This window comes from Rhodococcus sp. 7Tela_A2 (genome assembly GCF_049311045.1).
In the GTDB taxonomy this organism is placed as follows: domain Bacteria; phylum Actinomycetota; class Actinomycetes; order Mycobacteriales; family Mycobacteriaceae; genus Rhodococcus.
Map to the genome: position 1 here is coordinate 1 of NZ_JAXION010000038.1, position 14277 is coordinate 14277.

Consider the following 14277-nt stretch of genomic DNA (forward strand, 5'->3'; position numbering starts at 1 on the left):
CCCGTGATACGGGAGGGCAGGCGAGTCGAGTGAGAGTCGGATCGACCGATCAGCAGCCGATCAGGCGCTGCGCGAGGTAACCCTCGACCTGGTCGAGCGCGACGCGCTCCTGCGCCATCGAGTCGCGCTCGCGGATGGTGACCGCGTGGTCCTCGAGGGTGTCGAAGTCGACGGTGATGCAGAACGGCGTGCCGATCTCGTCCTGACGACGGTAGCGGCGGCCGATGGCGCCGGCGTCGTCGAACTCGATGTTCCAGTGCTGGCGCAACTGGGCGGCGAGATCCTTGGCCTTGGGGCTCAGATCGGAGTTGCGGCTCAGCGGCAGCACGGCGGCCTTGACGGGCGCGAGACGGCGGTCCAGCCGCAGCACCGTGCGCTTGTCGACCCCGCCCTTGGCGTTGGGTGCCTCGTCCTCGGTGTAGGCGTCGACGAGGAACGCCATGAGCGAACGGGTGAGGCCGGCTGCGGGTTCGATGACGTACGGCGTGTAGCGCTCGTTCGTCGTCTGGTCGAAGTAGCTCAGGTCGGTGCCCGAATGCTGCGAGTGCGTCGACAGGTCGAAGTCGGTGCGGTTGGCGACGCCCTCGAGCTCACCCCATTCGCTGCCCTGGAAGTGGAAGCGGTACTCGATGTCGACGGTGCGCTTCGAGTAGTGCGACAGCTTCTCCTGCGCATGCTCGTACAGGCGCAGGTTGTCCTTGTTGATGCCCAGCCCGGTGTACCAGTCCATCCGGTAGTCGATCCAGTACTGGTGCCATTCCTCGTCCTCGCCGGGCTTGACGAAGAATTCCATTTCCATCTGCTCGAACTCGCGGGTGCGGAAGATGAAGTTGCCGGGGGTGATCTCGTTGCGGAAGCTCTTGCCGATCTGGCCGATGCCGAACGGCGGCTTCTTGCGCGACGTGGTGAGCACGTTCGCGAAGTTCACGAAGATGCCCTGAGCGGTCTCCGGACGCAGGTAGTGCAGGCCCTCTTCGCTCTCGATCGGACCGAGGTAGGTCTTGAGCATCATGTTGAAGTCGCGCGGCTCGGTCCACTGGCCCTTGGTGCCGCAGTCCGGGCACACGATCTCCGACATCGCCACGGCGTCGGGGTCGTCGAGCTTGTGCTTCTCGGCGTACGCCTCCTGCAGGTGGTCCTGGCGGTGGCGCTTGTGGCAGCTCAGGCATTCGACGAGCGGGTCGTTGAACACACCGACGTGGCCGGATGCGACCCACACCTGGCGCGGGAGGATCACCGACGAGTCGAGGCCGACGACGTCGTCGCGGCTGGTGACCATGTTCCGCCACCACTGCTTCTTGATGTTTTCCTTGAGCTCGACACCGAGCGGCCCGTAGTCCCAGGCCGACCTGGTGCCGCCGTAGATCTCACCACAGGGGTAGACCAGTCCTCGGCGCTTGGCGAGGTTGGCGACGGTATCGATCTTGGATTTGGGTGCCACTCGGATTCTCTCCATCTTCGATGCGGGTTTTCGCAGCTTGCGTCGACTACTTAGCCTATCGCTCCCCGCCACGGCGACGAATTCCTGGCGGTTGACATGCACATCCATGCATATCAAAATGGTATCGGTTTGCAATAAGCCCCGAGAGCGCGAGGAGTCCCGTGAGTGTCGACGCCGGTCACGACGAGTGCCGCACGGACAACGAGACCCAACGCGCGACGCCGGCCCACCCGCCGGTCTCGCACGACACGCTCGTCGCCGCGGGCGAACTGCTCCGCGCACTCTCGGCACCGGTCCGCATCGCCATCGTGCTCGAACTGCGCGAATCCGCGCGGTGCGTCCACGAACTCGTCGGCGCACTCGGCGTGACCCAGCCTCTGATCAGCCAGCACCTGCGCGTTCTCAAGACCGCAGGCGTGGTGCGGGGCGACCGCACCGGCCGCGAAGTTCTCTACCGCCTGGCCGACGACCACCTCGCTCACATCGTCATCGACGCTGTCGCGCACGCTCAGGAAGGATGACGACCGTAGTGACCTCCGCACGCAAGCCCCTGGTGGGGGTGCGCTCGACCAGACAACGCAGCGCGATCGTGGATCTGCTCGACAACACCGAAGAGTTCCGTTCCGCACAGGACCTGCACGACGAACTGCGCAAGCGCGGGCACGGGATCGGTCTGACCACCGTCTATCGAACCCTGCAGTCCCTCGCCGAGACGGGCAGCGTCGACGTGCTCCGCACCGACTCGGGCGAATCGCTGTTCCGCCGCTGTTCCTCCGGACACCACCATCACCTCGTGTGCCGACACTGCGGGTTCACCGTCGAGGTCGACGGGCCCGAAGTCGAGCGCTGGTCGCACGAGGTCGCCGACACGCACGGGTTCGACGACGTCAGCCACACGGTCGAGATTTTCGGAACCTGCCGCGACTGCGCACTGGCGAGGGCGTGAGCAGCGGGTAGGTCAGCCGCAGGTGCAGTTACCGCACCCGCAGTCCCCGCCGAGCAGGTTCTCACCGGCCGCGGTGTCCGCGGGCCCGTCGAACACGCATGCGTCGCCGCCGAGCCTGTCGGCCAGCGCACGCACCTGCCCGACGAGCGGAACCACGGCGCCCACGGCGCGCAACAGGTGCAGCGGCACGAGCGGGCACGCAGCGACACGCTGCTCGGCAGTGACCCGGTCGTGGTGCAGAACGAACTTGAACTCGGGGAACTCGAGTTGCAGGTCGGTGAGCACCTCGGCGGCGCGCGCCCGGTCCGCGATGTTCTCGGCCAGGAACGTCGCCAGGTGCACGACACCCGCTTCCGCATCGGCGGTCGCGAACGTCGGCACGTCCTCGATCCAGATCGGAACGTCACCGTCCTCGTCGGGTTCGGGTGCGTCGTCCATCGCCTGCGCCAGCGTGCGGATCACCAGGTCGCGCAGCGCGTCGTCGCCGGTGGTCGCCACTGCGAGGTCCCACTGTTCCTCGCCGGTACCCGCGTCGCCGGTCATGCGTTCCCCGTTCCGGATGTGCCCGCGACGTTCTCGCGGGCTTCGGCCACTCCGTCGAGGACGAGCAGCAGCATGGTGGTCAGCGGAGAATCCTCGAGCCCGGTGGCGGGGAACGAGTAGCGGACGATCACGTCCGCGACGGACTCCCGTTCGATGACGTGGATGGAACCGAACTGCAGCGCCTCGGCGGCGGTGGCGACGCGGTTGCGCACCTCGTCGCCGAGTGGGAGATCCCACGCGAGCACGCCGGTCAGCGACACCACGTCCAGTCCCTCGGTGAGGGTCACGACCTGCAGTGCGAACGGGACGGCGCCGTAGTCGAATCCGAACGAACCGTCCCCGTTGTCCTCGGCACCGGGAGTCCGCAACTGGACGAACGGCGTCAGCGCCGCGGAAATCCGGTCTCTCAACGCGGTCATTTCACACCTCCGAACCGGCGGTCGCGCGAGGCGTACTCGACACAGGCGGCCCACAGGTCGCGACGGTCGAAGTCGGGGAACATCTTGTCCTGGAAGACCAGTTCTGCGTACGCGGACTGCCACAGCAGGAAGTTCGACGTGCGCTGCTCCCCCGACGGCCGGAGAAACAGGTCGACATCGGGCATGTCGGGTTCGTCGAGGTATCGCGCGATGGTGGCCTCGGTGATGCGTTCCGGATCGAGGTCCCCCGCCGCGACCCGCCGTCCGATTTCCCTGGCCGCGTCGGCGATCTCGGCGCGACCACCGTAATTGACGCACATCGTGAGAGTCATCACAGTGTTGTCGCGGGTCAGTTCCTCCGCGGCCTCGAGTTCCTTGATGACGCTGCGCCACAACCGCGGACGACGCCCGGCCCACCGCACGCGGACACCCATCTCGTGCATCTCGTCACGGCGACGACGGATCACGTCGCGGTTGAAGCCCATGAGGAAGCGAACCTCGTCGGGGCTGCGCTTCCAGTTCTCGGTGGAGAACGCGTAGGCCGACAGCCACGTGATGCCCATCTCGATGCACCCGCACACGGTGTCCATCAGGACTTCTTCACCGCGTTCGTGACCCGCGGTGCGCGGCAGTCCACGTTCCTGCGCCCAGCGCCCGTTTCCGTCCATCACCAGCGCGACGTGCCGCGGAATCAACTCGGGTTGGAGGATGGGCGGCGTGGCCCCCGACGGGTGCGGGTCGGGCGGCCGGATCGCGCGATCAGGCGATGGGTGTGGGGCGCGTCGTCGAATCACGGGTCCCATCCTGCCTGACGCCCGAACCTCTCCGTTCGGCCACGTAGGTGCCGCCGCGTTCGACCAGGGGCAAGGATCGCAGTTGACGCTCGAGATGCCATTGCAGGTGCGCGGCGACGAGCCCGCTGGCCTGGCTCCGGACTCCGGCCTCGGTTGCTTCCGTCTCGGCCCACCGGCCGTGGGCGAGCGCGTCGAGCAAGGCGAAGACGGCGGGAGCGGGCGTCGCCGCGCCGGGGGGACGGCAGTGCACGCACACGGCGCCGCCGGCAGCGACATGGAAGGCGGTGTGCGGACCGGGCCGGTCGCATCGCGCGCAGTGCGTGATCGCGGGCGCCCATCCGGCGTAGGCCATCGCGCGCAGGAGGTACGCGTCGAGAATCAATTCGGGTGGGCGGGTGTGGTCGCACACCGCGCGCAGCGCCCCGACGGTCAAGGCATGCAGGCGCGGGGCAGGTGCCCGCTCTTCGCCGGCGAGCCGCTCGGCGGTCTCGAGAATGGCGCACGCGGTGGTGTAGCGGGAGTAGTCGTCGACGATGCCGACCGCGAAGGCGTCGAGGGTCTGCACCTGGGTGACGATGTCGAGACTGCGTCCGGGGTGGAGTTGCACATCGACGTGCGCGAAGGGCTCGAGCCGGGCCCCGAACTTCGACCGGGTTCGGCGCACTCCCTTCGCGACGGCGCGGACGAGGCCGTAGCGGCGGGTGAGCAGTGTGACGATGCGGTCGGCTTCGCCCAGCTTGTGCTGGCGCAGCACCACCGCGTTGTCCCGATACAGCCTCACCACCCGAGTGTTTCACGTCGCCACGACACGCGGCACTGCACCGCCGACTCCGGCCACGGGAAAATCCTCGACGTCGAAACGAGAACACGTTATCGTTCGTTCGAACGAACAGTGAGGGAGAACGATGAGCGCACCTGCCCGCCCCCGGGGTCTCGCCGATACCGCGAACGACCTCGCGAACGGCACCGTCACCTCGCACGACCTGGTGCGCACCGCCCTGGACCGGATAGACGCGTCGCAGGCAGAGTTGAACGCCTTCCGGGTCGTCCGGCACGACAGTGCGCTGTCCGAAGCCGCAGACGCGGACCGCCGCCTTGCGGCCGGCGACCGTCGCGCGCTGCTCGGAGTGCCCGTCGCGATCAAGGACGACACCGACATCGCGGGTGAGACGACGATGTTCGGATGCGCGGGCACGTTCGCCGTCAAGGAACACGACGCGGAGGTGGTGCGCCGTCTGCGCGACGCCGGAGCGGTCATCGTCGGCAAGACGCACTCCCCCGAACTCGGTCAGTGGCCCCTCACCGGCGGCGACGCGTTCGGTCACACCCGCAGCCCGTGGTCGCGTGACCACACCCCCGGTGGTTCGTCGGGTGGCAGCGCCGCTGCCGTCGCCGCAGGACTCGTTCCCGCAGCACTGGGCTCCGACGGCGCCGGATCGGTCCGTATCCCCGCGTCGTGGTCGAATCTGGTGGGCATCAAACCGCAGCGCGGCCGGATCTCCATGTGGCCCGACGCGGAGGCCTTCCAGGGCCTGACCACCCACGGCCCGCTGGCCCGGACGGTCGCCGACGCGGCGCTGTTGCTGGACGTCGTCTCAGGAAACCACCCCGGCGACCGGCACACTCGGGAGAAGATCACCGTGTCCGATGCGGTGGGGCGCGACCCCGGCAGACTGAAGATCGCTCTGTCGCTGAAGCTTCCGTTCACGGCGACACCGACCCGCCTCGATCCGCGGGTGCGTATCCGGCTCGCCGCGTTCGCCGCCACCCTGCGCGACCTCGGTCACGACGTCACTCTCGCCGATCCCGACTACGGGATCCTGTTCGGCCTCAGCTTCCTGCCCCGCTCGATGGCCGGGATCGAGGACTGGCTCCACCGACTGCCGGACCCGGCCCTGGCCGATGTGCGGACCCGCGCCAACGCACGTACCGGGCGGATGCTCCACGGTGCGCCCCTGCGCGCGGCACGGGGCGCGGAGCCTCACCTCCGCCGGCGAGTCGGCCGGATCTTCGACCGGTTCGATGTCGTCGTCACTCCGACGACGGCGACACCCCCGCTGCCGGTGAACGCGATCGACGACATCGGCGGGTGGGCCACCGACAAGGTCATCACGGCCGCCTGCCCGTACGCGTGGCCGTGGAACGTACTGGGCTGGCCGGGGATCAGCGTCCCGGCCGGATTCACCGGCGAGGGTCTTCCCGTGGGCGCTCAGCTCCTCGGTCCCGAGGACTCCGAGCCGCTGCTGGTTTCCCTTGCGTCGCAACTCGAGTCGGTTCTGCGCTGGCACGAACACACCCCGGAGCCGTGGTGGTGACCGAGCCCGCCTCCGTTCGGTCACGCATCATCGATGCGACCCTCCACCTCGTGGGCACCGACGGGATCGCCGGAGTCACGAACCGCCGCATCGCGTCTCGTGCCCAGGTGTCGCTGGGCTCGATCACGTACCACTTTCCCACCCAGGAAGACCTGCTGCGCGCCGCACTGACTCACTTCGCCCGCGAAGAGACCACGAGGTTGCGGGAGATCGCGGATTCGTATCGCGGCAAGGAGATTTCGGTGCAGGATGCGGCGACCCTGACCGAGCAGGTGGCAGAGAGTCTGGCCTTCTCCGCAGAACGGATCGCACCGTTCGAGTTGTACGTCCAGGCCGGCCGCGACCCGAATCTGCGCGCCGCCGCCGACGAGTGCTGGCGCGCCTACGACGCGCTGACCTTCACCATCTTGACCGAACTCGGCATACCCCGCGCCGAGACCCTCACCCCCACGCTCGTCGCGACGATTGCGGGGCTGCAACTCCGGCGCTTGTCGACGGGTGGGGGTGCCGATCTGGCCGGCGCGGTGCTGCTCCTTCTCCGGCAGTCCGGTACGCCCGGGCACCGGGATCCGGACCCCGGTACGGGCTAGAAACCGAGGCGGCCCAGCTGTTTCGGGTCTCGCTGCCAGTCCTTGGCGACCTTGACGTGCAGATCGAGGTAGACCTTCACACCGAGCAGTTTCTCGATCTGTGTGCGGGCTGCGGTCCCCACCTCACGGAGGCGCGCACCGCCCTTACCGATCACGATGCCCTTCTGGCTGGGACGTTCGACGTAGAGCACAGCGTGCACGTCGAGCATCGGGCCCTGCTTCTCGGTGCGACCCTCGCGTTCGACGACCTCGTCGATCACCACGGCGAGCGAGTGCGGCAGTTCGTCGCCGAGACCCTCGAGGGCAGCTTCGCGAATGAGCTCGGCCATGAGGGTTTCTTCGGGTTCGTCGGTGAGTTCGCCGTCCGGGTAGAAGGCGGGACCCTTCTCCATGTTCGACGCGATCACGTCGACGAGCACCTCCACCTGCTCACCGGAGGTCGCCGACACCGGCACCACGTCGGCGTTGTCGCCGAGCAGTTTCGACACGGCCAGGAGCTGTGCGGCGACCTGCTGCTTACCGACCTTGTCGATCTTGGTGACGATCCCGATCAGCGGGGTCTTCGGCGCGACGTGCCGCACCTGCTCGAGGATCCACCGGTCGCCGGGGCCGATCTTCTCGTCCGCCGGGAAGCACATGCCGATGGCGTCGACTTCGGAATACGTATCGCGCACAAGGTCGTTGAGCCGCTGGCCGAGCAGGGTCCGCGGACGGTGCAGGCCCGGAGTGTCCACGAGGATCAACTGCGCGTGGTCGCGGTGCACGATCCCGCGAATCGTGTGCCGCGTGGTCTGCGGCCGCGACGACGTGATGGCGATCTTGCTGCCGACGAGCGCATTGGTCAGCGTCGACTTTCCGGTGTTCGGCCGGCCGACGAAACAGATGAAGCCGGAACGGAAGTCGGGGTCGGTCATGCGTGCTCCTCGGTGGTGTCCGTGCTGGTGTCGTTGCTCTCGGGTTCGGGCGCCCGCTGTACGAAGACGGTGCTCACCCGCACCCGCCCGCGCACGTCCGGGCCGCCCTCACCGCGCAGGATGAGCCCGTGCGTGGTGACCTCGGACCCGGGCAGCGGGACGCGGCCCAGTTCGTAGCCGAGCAACCCGCCGACGGTGTCGACCTCGTCGTCGTCGATCTCGGTGTCGAACAGTTCCCCGAGATCTTCGACGGGAAGCCGCGGGGACACGCGGAAGGTCCCGTCGCCGAGATCCTCCACGTCGGGAATCTCCGCGGTGTCGTACTCGTCGGCGATCTCACCGACGATCTCCTCGATGACGTCTTCGATCGTGACGAGACCGGCGATGCCGCCGTATTCGTCCACGAGCACCGCCATGTGGTTGCGGTCGCGCTGCATGTCCGACAGCAGGTCGTCGAGGCGCTTGGAGTCCGGAACGAACACGGCCGGACGCATGACGTCGGCGACCGAGACGCTGTGGCCGCCGTCGTTGGAGTAGTACGTCCGCTTGACCAGGTCCTTGAGGTACACGACGCCGCGGATGTCGTCGACGTTCTCACCGATCACCGGGATGCGGGAGTGTCCGCTGCGGACGGCGAGGGACGTGGCTTGACCGGCCGACTTGGTCTCCTCGATCCACACCATCTCGGGCCGGGGCACCATGATTTCGCGGGCCGTGGTGTCGCCGAAATCGAAGACCGACTGGATCATCCGGCGCTCTTCGTCGGCGACCACACCGCGCGCCTGCGCGAGATCGACGAGTTCGCGCAGTTCGATCTCGTTCGCGAACGGGCCGTTGCGGAATCCCCGGCCCGGGGTGACCGCGTTACCCACGAGAATGAGGATGCGGCTGACGGGTCCGAGCAGGACACCGAGCATCCGCAACGGGACGGTGGCGGCCAGAGCGAGTGGGTACGCGTGCTGTCGCCCGAGCGTGCGGGGGCCGACGCCGATCACGACGTAGTCCACGATCACCATGACGGCAGCGGCAACGACCAACGCCCACGTCCTGTCGAAGACGTCGAGCAGCGCGCCCGCGAGGACGACGGTCGCGGCGATCTCGCACAGGATGCGGAGCAGCACCGAAAGATTCACATAGCGGGGCCGGTCGTCGAGGATTCCGAGCAGGCGCTGCGCGCCGCCTCGGCCGTCCTTGGCGAGTTCTTCGACGCGCGCGTGCGAGACGGTGTTGAGGGCGGAGTCGAGTCCGGCGAACAACCCGCCGAGGATCACGAGTACGACGGCGAGAACGACGAGTGTCAGTGTGCTCACGCGGTCCGACCTCCCCGAACGGACTCGATCCCTACACGTCGATGACGCCGGCTGCCGCCGGGTCTATCGTCCCCCGTCATGATTCGGGAGTGTCGACGAAGCCGGCCTTGCCCAGCAGGCTCCGGTCCCGTTCCGCGAGGCGCGCCTGCTCCTCTGCTCGGCGCAGTTCCTCGTACCACTCGGTGAGGAGCTGGTTCTGCAGTGCGAACATCTCCTTCTCCTCGTCCGGTTCGGCGTGGTCGTATCCGAGGAGATGGAGCATTCCGTGCACGGTGAGCAGCGCGAGTTCGTGCGCGACCGGGTGGCCCGCCTTCTCGGCCTGCTCGGCCGCGAACGGCGGGCACAGCACGATATCGCCGAGCATCGCCGGCCCGGGCTCGGGCGCGTCGGGCCGACCGCCGGGCTCGAGTTCGTCCATGGGGAACGACATCACGTCGGTCGGGCCGGGCAGATCCATCCAGCGAATGTGGAGGTCGGCCATCGTATCGGAATCGACGAGGACCATCGACAGTTCCGCCGCGGGATGGACATCCATCCGGGCGATCACGAAACGGGCTACGTCGAGGAGGTCTTCCTCGGAGACCTCCATCCCTGATTCGTTCGAGATCTCGATGCTCATCGGTGTCGATCCTTCTTCACTACGGCCTTCTGCACGACGGCCTTCTGCACTACGGACTGGACGGGGGGTGGGGCGGCCGTCACCGGCGCGGCACCCGCTGCTGTGATGCGGCGCGGCGCTGGGCACGGTTGCCCTGGCCGGAGCCGTCCTCTCGGGCCGCCTCGAAACGCCCGTAGGCGTCGACGATGTCGGAGACGAGACGGTGGCGCACCACGTCGCTGCTGTCGAGTCGCGCGAAGTGGATGTCGTCGATGCCCTCGAGGATCTCGGTCGCGGCCGCGAGACCGGACCGGGCACCGCCCGGCAGATCGATCTGGGTGACGTCGCCGGTCACGACGATCTTGGCCCCGAATCCGAGCCGGGTGAGGAACATCTTCATCTGCTCGGCGGTGGTGTTCTGCGCCTCGTCGAGAATGATGAACGCGTCGTTGAGCGTGCGTCCTCGCATGTAGGCGAGCGGCGCGACCTCGATCACTCCGGCTTGCATGAGCTTCGGGATGGCCTCGGGGTCCATCATGTCGTGCAGCGCGTCGTGCAGGGGCCGCAGATACGGGTCGATCTTTTCGTGCAGGGTGCCCGGCAGGAATCCGAGGCGCTCCCCGGCTTCCACCGCAGGCCGGGTGAGAATGATGCGGTTGACCTGCTTTGTCTGCAGCGCCTGCACGGCTTTGGCCATGGCCAGGTACGTCTTGCCGGTGCCGGCAGGACCGATCCCGAACACGATGGTGTGGGAGTCGATTGCGTCGACGTAGCGCTTCTGGTTGAGCGTCTTGGGCCTGATCGTCTTACCCCGCCGGGACAGGATGTCGAGGCTCAGGACGTCGGCCGGTGACTCCGACAGCCCCTGGGTGAGCATGCCGACGGTGCGGCGGACGGCATCGGGGCCGAGGGTCTGGCCGCGGCGCACGATCGTCACGAGTTCGCCGAATACGCGTTCGGCGAGGGCGACGTCGGCGGGGCTGCCGCTCAGGGTGACAGTGTTGCCGCGCACATGGATATCCGCGGCCAGGGCACTTTCGAGGGCGATGAGGTTCTCGTCCGTCGCGCCGAGAAGAGGCGCAGCTACGTCCGGCGGAAGGTCCAGGCTGGACCGAACCGGAGTGGGTTCGATGTTCTCAGGGTCGCGGGTGCGGTCTGGTTGACTCACGTGGACGGTACGGCCTGCTTTCCGTTCAGCTCCGGCACGACGGTCGTCGTGTCCGCACCAGTCTAGCGCTGTGCGTTGGCACCCTTCACGGCATTGATTTCCGTGCCGCGCGGGTCACCGCGCCGATCGTCTCTCCCGTGAGCGCTCACCACCCACCGGCGCGCGTCGTCGAGCACGTCCGGCGACCGGTCGACGGGCACTCCTGCCAGCACGAGAACGCCGAGAGCCATGCTCTCGCCGTCGTCGCGGACCAACCCGAAGTTGGCTTGCTCCAGCACGGACATGGTCAGCCCCTCCATCATCCCGACGAGTACCGCCGTGGGCAGGTAGGCGGGAAAGAGGCCGGAGTCACGTCCGCGTTCGACGACGTCGACCGTCCGGGTTCGCACCGGAGCGATGAGTTCGGCGATCCGGTGGTCGCCGACTTCTTTGCGGGCGAACGACAGCAGCATCCGGAAGCGGTCGCCGACCGGCCACGTGCGCAGGGCCCCGACCGCGAGGGCGACCGCGGGATCGTCGGGTTCGGGGTGGTCGAGAGCGTCCGCGAGCGCGGCCGACGCTTCGTCGGAGAGACCGTCGACGAGCGCTTCGCGGTTGGGAAAGTGGGCGTACACCGTCCGGCGCACCACGCCGGCGGCACGCGCGACGTCGTCCATGCTGGCGTCGGGGTCCGCGGCGAAGCACGTCATCGCGGCGTCGAGGATGCGGCCCCGGTTGGCATTCGCTCGCGTCCGCGGCCGTCCGGCCGAATCCTCCACGCTGTTCATCCTCTTTCCCCGGCTCCCACTCGAGCTTCCAGTCTACTTGCACAGCCGTGTACAAATAACTAAGTTGCACACGGCTGTGCAAATAGAGCGTCCCGCGACGCCGACGCAGGAGGAACCATGTCCGCACCCGTTGCCGGGACCGGCCGCACTCTCGGAGCCGAGGCTCCCTATCGCCTGCGGTGGGCGGGTCTCGGAGTGCTGTGCCTGAGCCTGCTCATCGTGGTCATGGCCAACACGGCCCTGATCGTCGCAGCACCGAGCATGCTGCGAGATCTGCACCTCACCAGCGCCGACATGCAGTGGATCATCGACGGGTACACCGTCCCGTACGCCGCGCTCATGCTGCTGTGCGGCGTGCTCGGCGACCGGTTCGGCCGGCGACGCGCCCTGCTCGCCGGCTTGGCGGTCTTCGCCGCAGGTGCCGTGTACGGCAGTCTCGCCGGCTCGGCCTTCGACGTGATCGCCGCGCGGATCGTGATGGGCGTCGGCGCGGCGGTGATCATGCCCGCAACGCTGTCTCTCCTGGTCGCCATGTTCCCCGGCCACGAACGCGCCCGCGCGATCGCCGTGTGGGCCGCGACGTCCGGGCTCGCCATCGCCCTCGGCCCCCTGCTGGCGGGCTGGCTGCTCGAATCGCACGGATGGGGCTCGACGTTCCTCATCAACGTCCCGATCGCCGCCGCCGCAGCGATTGCCGCGGTTGCGCTCGTCCCGGCGTCCAGAGCGGCGGATCTCGAGCGCACCGACTGGGTCGGTGGCGCCCTGTCCATCGTCACGGTGGGCGGTCTCGTCTACGCCATCATCGAGGGCGCCCACGCCGGTCTGCACCCCACGGTGCTGGTCGCGTTCTTCGCTGCATCCATCGCCGCCGCGGTGTTCGTCGCCTGGGAACTCCGGCACCCCCAGCCGCTGCTCGACCTGCGACGGGTCGCCGACCGCGCAGTCGGAGGCGCGAGTATCTCCGTGCTGCTGCTCTTCTTCGCCACGTTCGGTGCGATCTACTTCGTGGCGCAGCAATTCCAGTTCGTCTTCGGATACGGACCACTCGAGACGGGGCTTCGGCTGCTTCCCCTCGCCGTGGCGGTATCGCTGGGCGCCGCGCTGAGCAGCCGGGTGGCTCCCCGCTGCGGAGAACGTGTCGCCGTGGGCGGCGGCCTGCTCCTGGCCGCGGCAGGTGTTCTCGTCCTGGCCGTCTTCGACCCGGCGTCCGGATACGGCCCGTTCCTTGCCTCGCTGCTGTTGCTCGGCGTGGGCATCGGAGTTGCCACGCCGCCGGCCACCGACCTCATCATGGGCGGCTTCCCGGAGTCGGAACTCGGTGCGGCGGGAGGCCTGAACGACACGGCCGTCGAGTTCGGCGGCTCGCTGGGTATCGCGCTGCTCGGATCCGTGCTCGCCGCCTCGTACCACCGCGGCATCTCCGAGTTCCTCGACGGTCTGCCGCTGAGCGAGGTCACGGGCCCGATGGCCGCGCGCGCCGCCGAGGCCGTCGAGGCCGCGGGCGATTCCGTCGGTGGCGCTGCGATTGTCGCGGAGGAACTGGCGAAGAACCCGTTCACGTCGTCGTACACCGAGCCGCTGCTCGAGGCGTCGGGAGCGGCGTTCTCCCATGCGGTCGGGGTGGGCAGCCTGGTCAGCGGTGTCGTCCTCGCGATCGGGGCGGCTCTGGTGATCGCGCTTCTTCCCCGCCGAGCAGAACCGGCCGGACCGGATCAGGCCGTGAGCAGTTCCCGCGACAACGCCCAGGATCGCGAGGTCTTGTCCAGAAACGCGTAATGATCCTCGCCGTCGACGACGTGCAAGGTCACGTCGTCTCCGGCGGCACGGGCAGCCTTCTCGTAGCGAGTCGCAACGGAAACGGGAACCTGGGCGTCCTCGCTTCCGTGCACGACGGCGACCGGCACACCGATCGGAACGCAGTGCATCGGCGACGCCGACCGGTACAGCGCGGGATCCTCGTCGTACTGCATCCCGAAGAGGTCCTCGATGTAGTCGATCCTGCGCCCGCGTTCCCCCGCCGACGCCAGGTCGAGCGCACCTGCCTGCGCGACCACCAGTTGCGGTCGCGGGGTGACGGGCTGGGCCGCGAGCCAGACGGCGAGTTGACCGCCGGCCGAGTGTCCGACGATACGCACGCGGTCCAAGTCGACTGCGACACCCGACTTTTCGGCACACTCCGCGACCAGGGTGGGTATGGCGTGGTACGCGGCAAGGATGTCGGCGGACATCTCCGGCCAGCGGCCGCCCGCCCCGATCCTGCGGTACTCCACGTTCCACGCGACCACCCCGTGGCGGGACAGATCCAGTGCGATCGGGGTACCGAGATTGAGCCCGTACCGACCGCTCCAGTACCCGCCGTGCACGACCATCACCACGGGCACGGGGCCGTTCGCGGCCTCGGGGAGATAGAGATGACCGAACTGTTCGGGGCCGGGACCGTAAGGGATTCGCGTGCGGGACATGGCGAAAACG

Annotated in this window: 16 protein-coding genes; 5 read left to right on the plus strand and 11 right to left on the minus strand. The window is 68.2% G+C overall.

Annotated elements, in window-relative coordinates:
- Positions 1-49 precede the first annotated feature (49 nt).
- Entirely contained in the window at positions 50-1441 is a 1392-nt protein-coding gene (locus TVH25_RS09465) for a glycine--tRNA ligase (RefSeq protein WP_169620304.1), read from the minus strand.
- Positions 1442-1602: 161 nt separating this feature from the next.
- Here TVH25_RS09465 and TVH25_RS09470 point away from each other — a divergent pair, with 161 nt between their 5' ends.
- Together TVH25_RS09470 and TVH25_RS09475 are read left to right on the plus strand one after the other, a co-directional pair.
- Positions 1603-1962 carry an ArsR/SmtB family transcription factor gene (locus TVH25_RS09470; protein ID WP_296549044.1) on the plus strand — a complete coding sequence of 120 codons (360 nt, stop codon included), beginning with the start codon at positions 1603-1605 and terminating at the stop codon, positions 1960-1962.
- Positions 1959-2387: a Fur family transcriptional regulator gene (locus tag TVH25_RS09475; RefSeq protein WP_169620306.1), complete on the plus strand. Its 429-nt coding sequence runs from the start codon at positions 1959-1961 to the stop codon at positions 2385-2387. The genes TVH25_RS09470 and TVH25_RS09475 overlap by 4 nt, the downstream gene beginning before the upstream one ends.
- 12 nt (positions 2388-2399) lie before the next feature.
- Here TVH25_RS09475 and TVH25_RS09480 read toward each other — a convergent pair whose 3' ends face one another.
- Genes TVH25_RS09480 through recO form a run of 4 tightly spaced genes read right to left on the minus strand, consistent with a single transcriptional unit; the run spans position 2400 to position 4924 of the window.
- Positions 2400-2930: a T3SS (YopN, CesT) and YbjN peptide-binding chaperone 1 gene (locus TVH25_RS09480; RefSeq protein ID WP_422423939.1), complete on the minus strand. Its 531-nt coding sequence runs from the start codon at positions 2928-2930 to the stop codon at positions 2400-2402.
- Positions 2927-3349, minus strand: coding sequence for a hypothetical protein (locus tag TVH25_RS09485; protein WP_422423940.1), 423 nt, complete (start codon positions 3347-3349; stop codon positions 2927-2929). Before TVH25_RS09485 ends, TVH25_RS09480 begins: the two co-directional genes overlap by 4 nt.
- Positions 3346-4152 carry an isoprenyl transferase gene (locus TVH25_RS09490; protein WP_206036658.1) on the minus strand — a complete coding sequence of 269 codons (807 nt, stop codon included), beginning with the start codon at positions 4150-4152 and terminating at the stop codon, positions 3346-3348. Before TVH25_RS09490 ends, TVH25_RS09485 begins: the two co-directional genes overlap by 4 nt.
- Entirely contained in the window at positions 4109-4924 is an 816-nt protein-coding gene (gene recO / locus TVH25_RS09495; protein ID WP_422423941.1) for a DNA repair protein RecO, read from the minus strand. Before recO ends, TVH25_RS09490 begins: the two co-directional genes overlap by 44 nt.
- A 124-nt stretch (positions 4925-5048) precedes the next feature.
- On the opposite strand from recO, the gene TVH25_RS09500 reads away from it, so the two are divergent.
- The gene (locus TVH25_RS09500) at positions 5049-6458 is read left to right on the plus strand and encodes an amidase (protein WP_422423942.1); all 1410 of its coding nucleotides are present in this window, start codon (positions 5049-5051) and stop codon (positions 6456-6458) included.
- Entirely contained in the window at positions 6449-7048 is a 600-nt protein-coding gene (locus TVH25_RS09505; protein ID WP_422423943.1) for a TetR/AcrR family transcriptional regulator, read from the plus strand. Before TVH25_RS09500 ends, TVH25_RS09505 begins: the two co-directional genes overlap by 10 nt.
- On the opposite strand, the gene era is transcribed toward TVH25_RS09505, so the two are convergent.
- The 5 genes from era to TVH25_RS09530 all read right to left on the minus strand — a co-directional run bounded on the left by era (position 7045) and on the right by TVH25_RS09530 (position 11805).
- Positions 7045-7962 carry a GTPase Era gene (gene era, locus TVH25_RS09510; RefSeq protein WP_169620313.1) on the minus strand — a complete coding sequence of 306 codons (918 nt, stop codon included), beginning with the start codon at positions 7960-7962 and terminating at the stop codon, positions 7045-7047. The two genes, TVH25_RS09505 and era, sit on opposite strands and share 4 nt — an antisense overlap.
- On the minus strand, positions 7959-9272 hold the full coding sequence (locus TVH25_RS09515; protein WP_169620314.1) for a CNNM domain-containing protein: 1314 nt from the start codon (positions 9270-9272) through the stop codon (positions 7959-7961). Before TVH25_RS09515 ends, era begins: the two co-directional genes overlap by 4 nt.
- Positions 9273-9348: 76 nt before the next feature.
- Positions 9349-9891 carry an rRNA maturation RNase YbeY gene (gene ybeY / locus TVH25_RS09520; RefSeq protein WP_422423945.1) on the minus strand — a complete coding sequence of 181 codons (543 nt, stop codon included), beginning with the start codon at positions 9889-9891 and terminating at the stop codon, positions 9349-9351.
- Between the two features lie 79 nt (positions 9892-9970).
- Complete coding sequence (locus tag TVH25_RS09525; protein ID WP_169620316.1) at positions 9971-11038, minus strand: PhoH family protein; 1068 nt, start codon at positions 11036-11038, stop codon at positions 9971-9973.
- A gap of 62 nt (positions 11039-11100) precedes the next feature.
- Positions 11101-11805 carry a TetR/AcrR family transcriptional regulator gene (locus TVH25_RS09530; protein ID WP_378529061.1) on the minus strand — a complete coding sequence of 235 codons (705 nt, stop codon included), beginning with the start codon at positions 11803-11805 and terminating at the stop codon, positions 11101-11103.
- 117 nt (positions 11806-11922) lie between these two features.
- Between TVH25_RS09530 and TVH25_RS09535 the strand changes: the two genes are divergently transcribed.
- Positions 11923-13581, plus strand: a complete 1659-nt coding sequence (locus TVH25_RS09535) for an MFS transporter (protein WP_169620318.1) — start codon at positions 11923-11925, stop codon at positions 13579-13581.
- Here TVH25_RS09535 and TVH25_RS09540 read toward each other — a convergent pair.
- Positions 13518-14267, minus strand: coding sequence for an alpha/beta hydrolase family protein (locus tag TVH25_RS09540; RefSeq protein WP_169620319.1), 750 nt, complete (start codon positions 14265-14267; stop codon positions 13518-13520). The genes TVH25_RS09535 and TVH25_RS09540 overlap by 64 nt on opposite strands.
- Positions 14268-14277: the final 10 nt, after the last annotated feature.

What these genes read in the sequence shown, in the direction of transcription:
- TVH25_RS09485 (WP_422423940.1), bottom strand. Translation starts at nt 3,349, where the DNA reads ATGACCGCGTTGAGAGACCGGATTTCCGCGGCGCTGACGCCGTTCGTC.
- TVH25_RS09530 (WP_378529061.1), bottom strand. Translation starts at nt 11,805, where the DNA reads ATGAACAGCGTGGAGGATTCGGCCGGACGGCCGCGGACGCGAGCGAAT.
- TVH25_RS09475 (WP_169620306.1), top strand. Translation starts at nt 1,959, where the DNA reads ATGACGACCGTAGTGACCTCCGCACGCAAGCCCCTGGTGGGGGTGCGC.
- TVH25_RS09480 (WP_422423939.1), bottom strand. Translation starts at nt 2,930, where the DNA reads ATGACCGGCGACGCGGGTACCGGCGAGGAACAGTGGGACCTCGCAGTG.
- TVH25_RS09535 (WP_169620318.1), top strand. Translation starts at nt 11,923, where the DNA reads ATGTCCGCACCCGTTGCCGGGACCGGCCGCACTCTCGGAGCCGAGGCT.
- TVH25_RS09500 (WP_422423942.1), top strand. Translation starts at nt 5,049, where the DNA reads ATGAGCGCACCTGCCCGCCCCCGGGGTCTCGCCGATACCGCGAACGAC.
- TVH25_RS09490 (WP_206036658.1), bottom strand. Translation starts at nt 4,152, where the DNA reads ATGGGACCCGTGATTCGACGACGCGCCCCACACCCATCGCCTGATCGC.
- ybeY (WP_422423945.1), bottom strand. Translation starts at nt 9,891, where the DNA reads ATGAGCATCGAGATCTCGAACGAATCAGGGATGGAGGTCTCCGAGGAA.
- TVH25_RS09540 (WP_169620319.1), bottom strand. Translation starts at nt 14,267, where the DNA reads ATGTCCCGCACGCGAATCCCTTACGGTCCCGGCCCCGAACAGTTCGGT.
- era (WP_169620313.1), bottom strand. Translation starts at nt 7,962, where the DNA reads ATGACCGACCCCGACTTCCGTTCCGGCTTCATCTGTTTCGTCGGCCGG.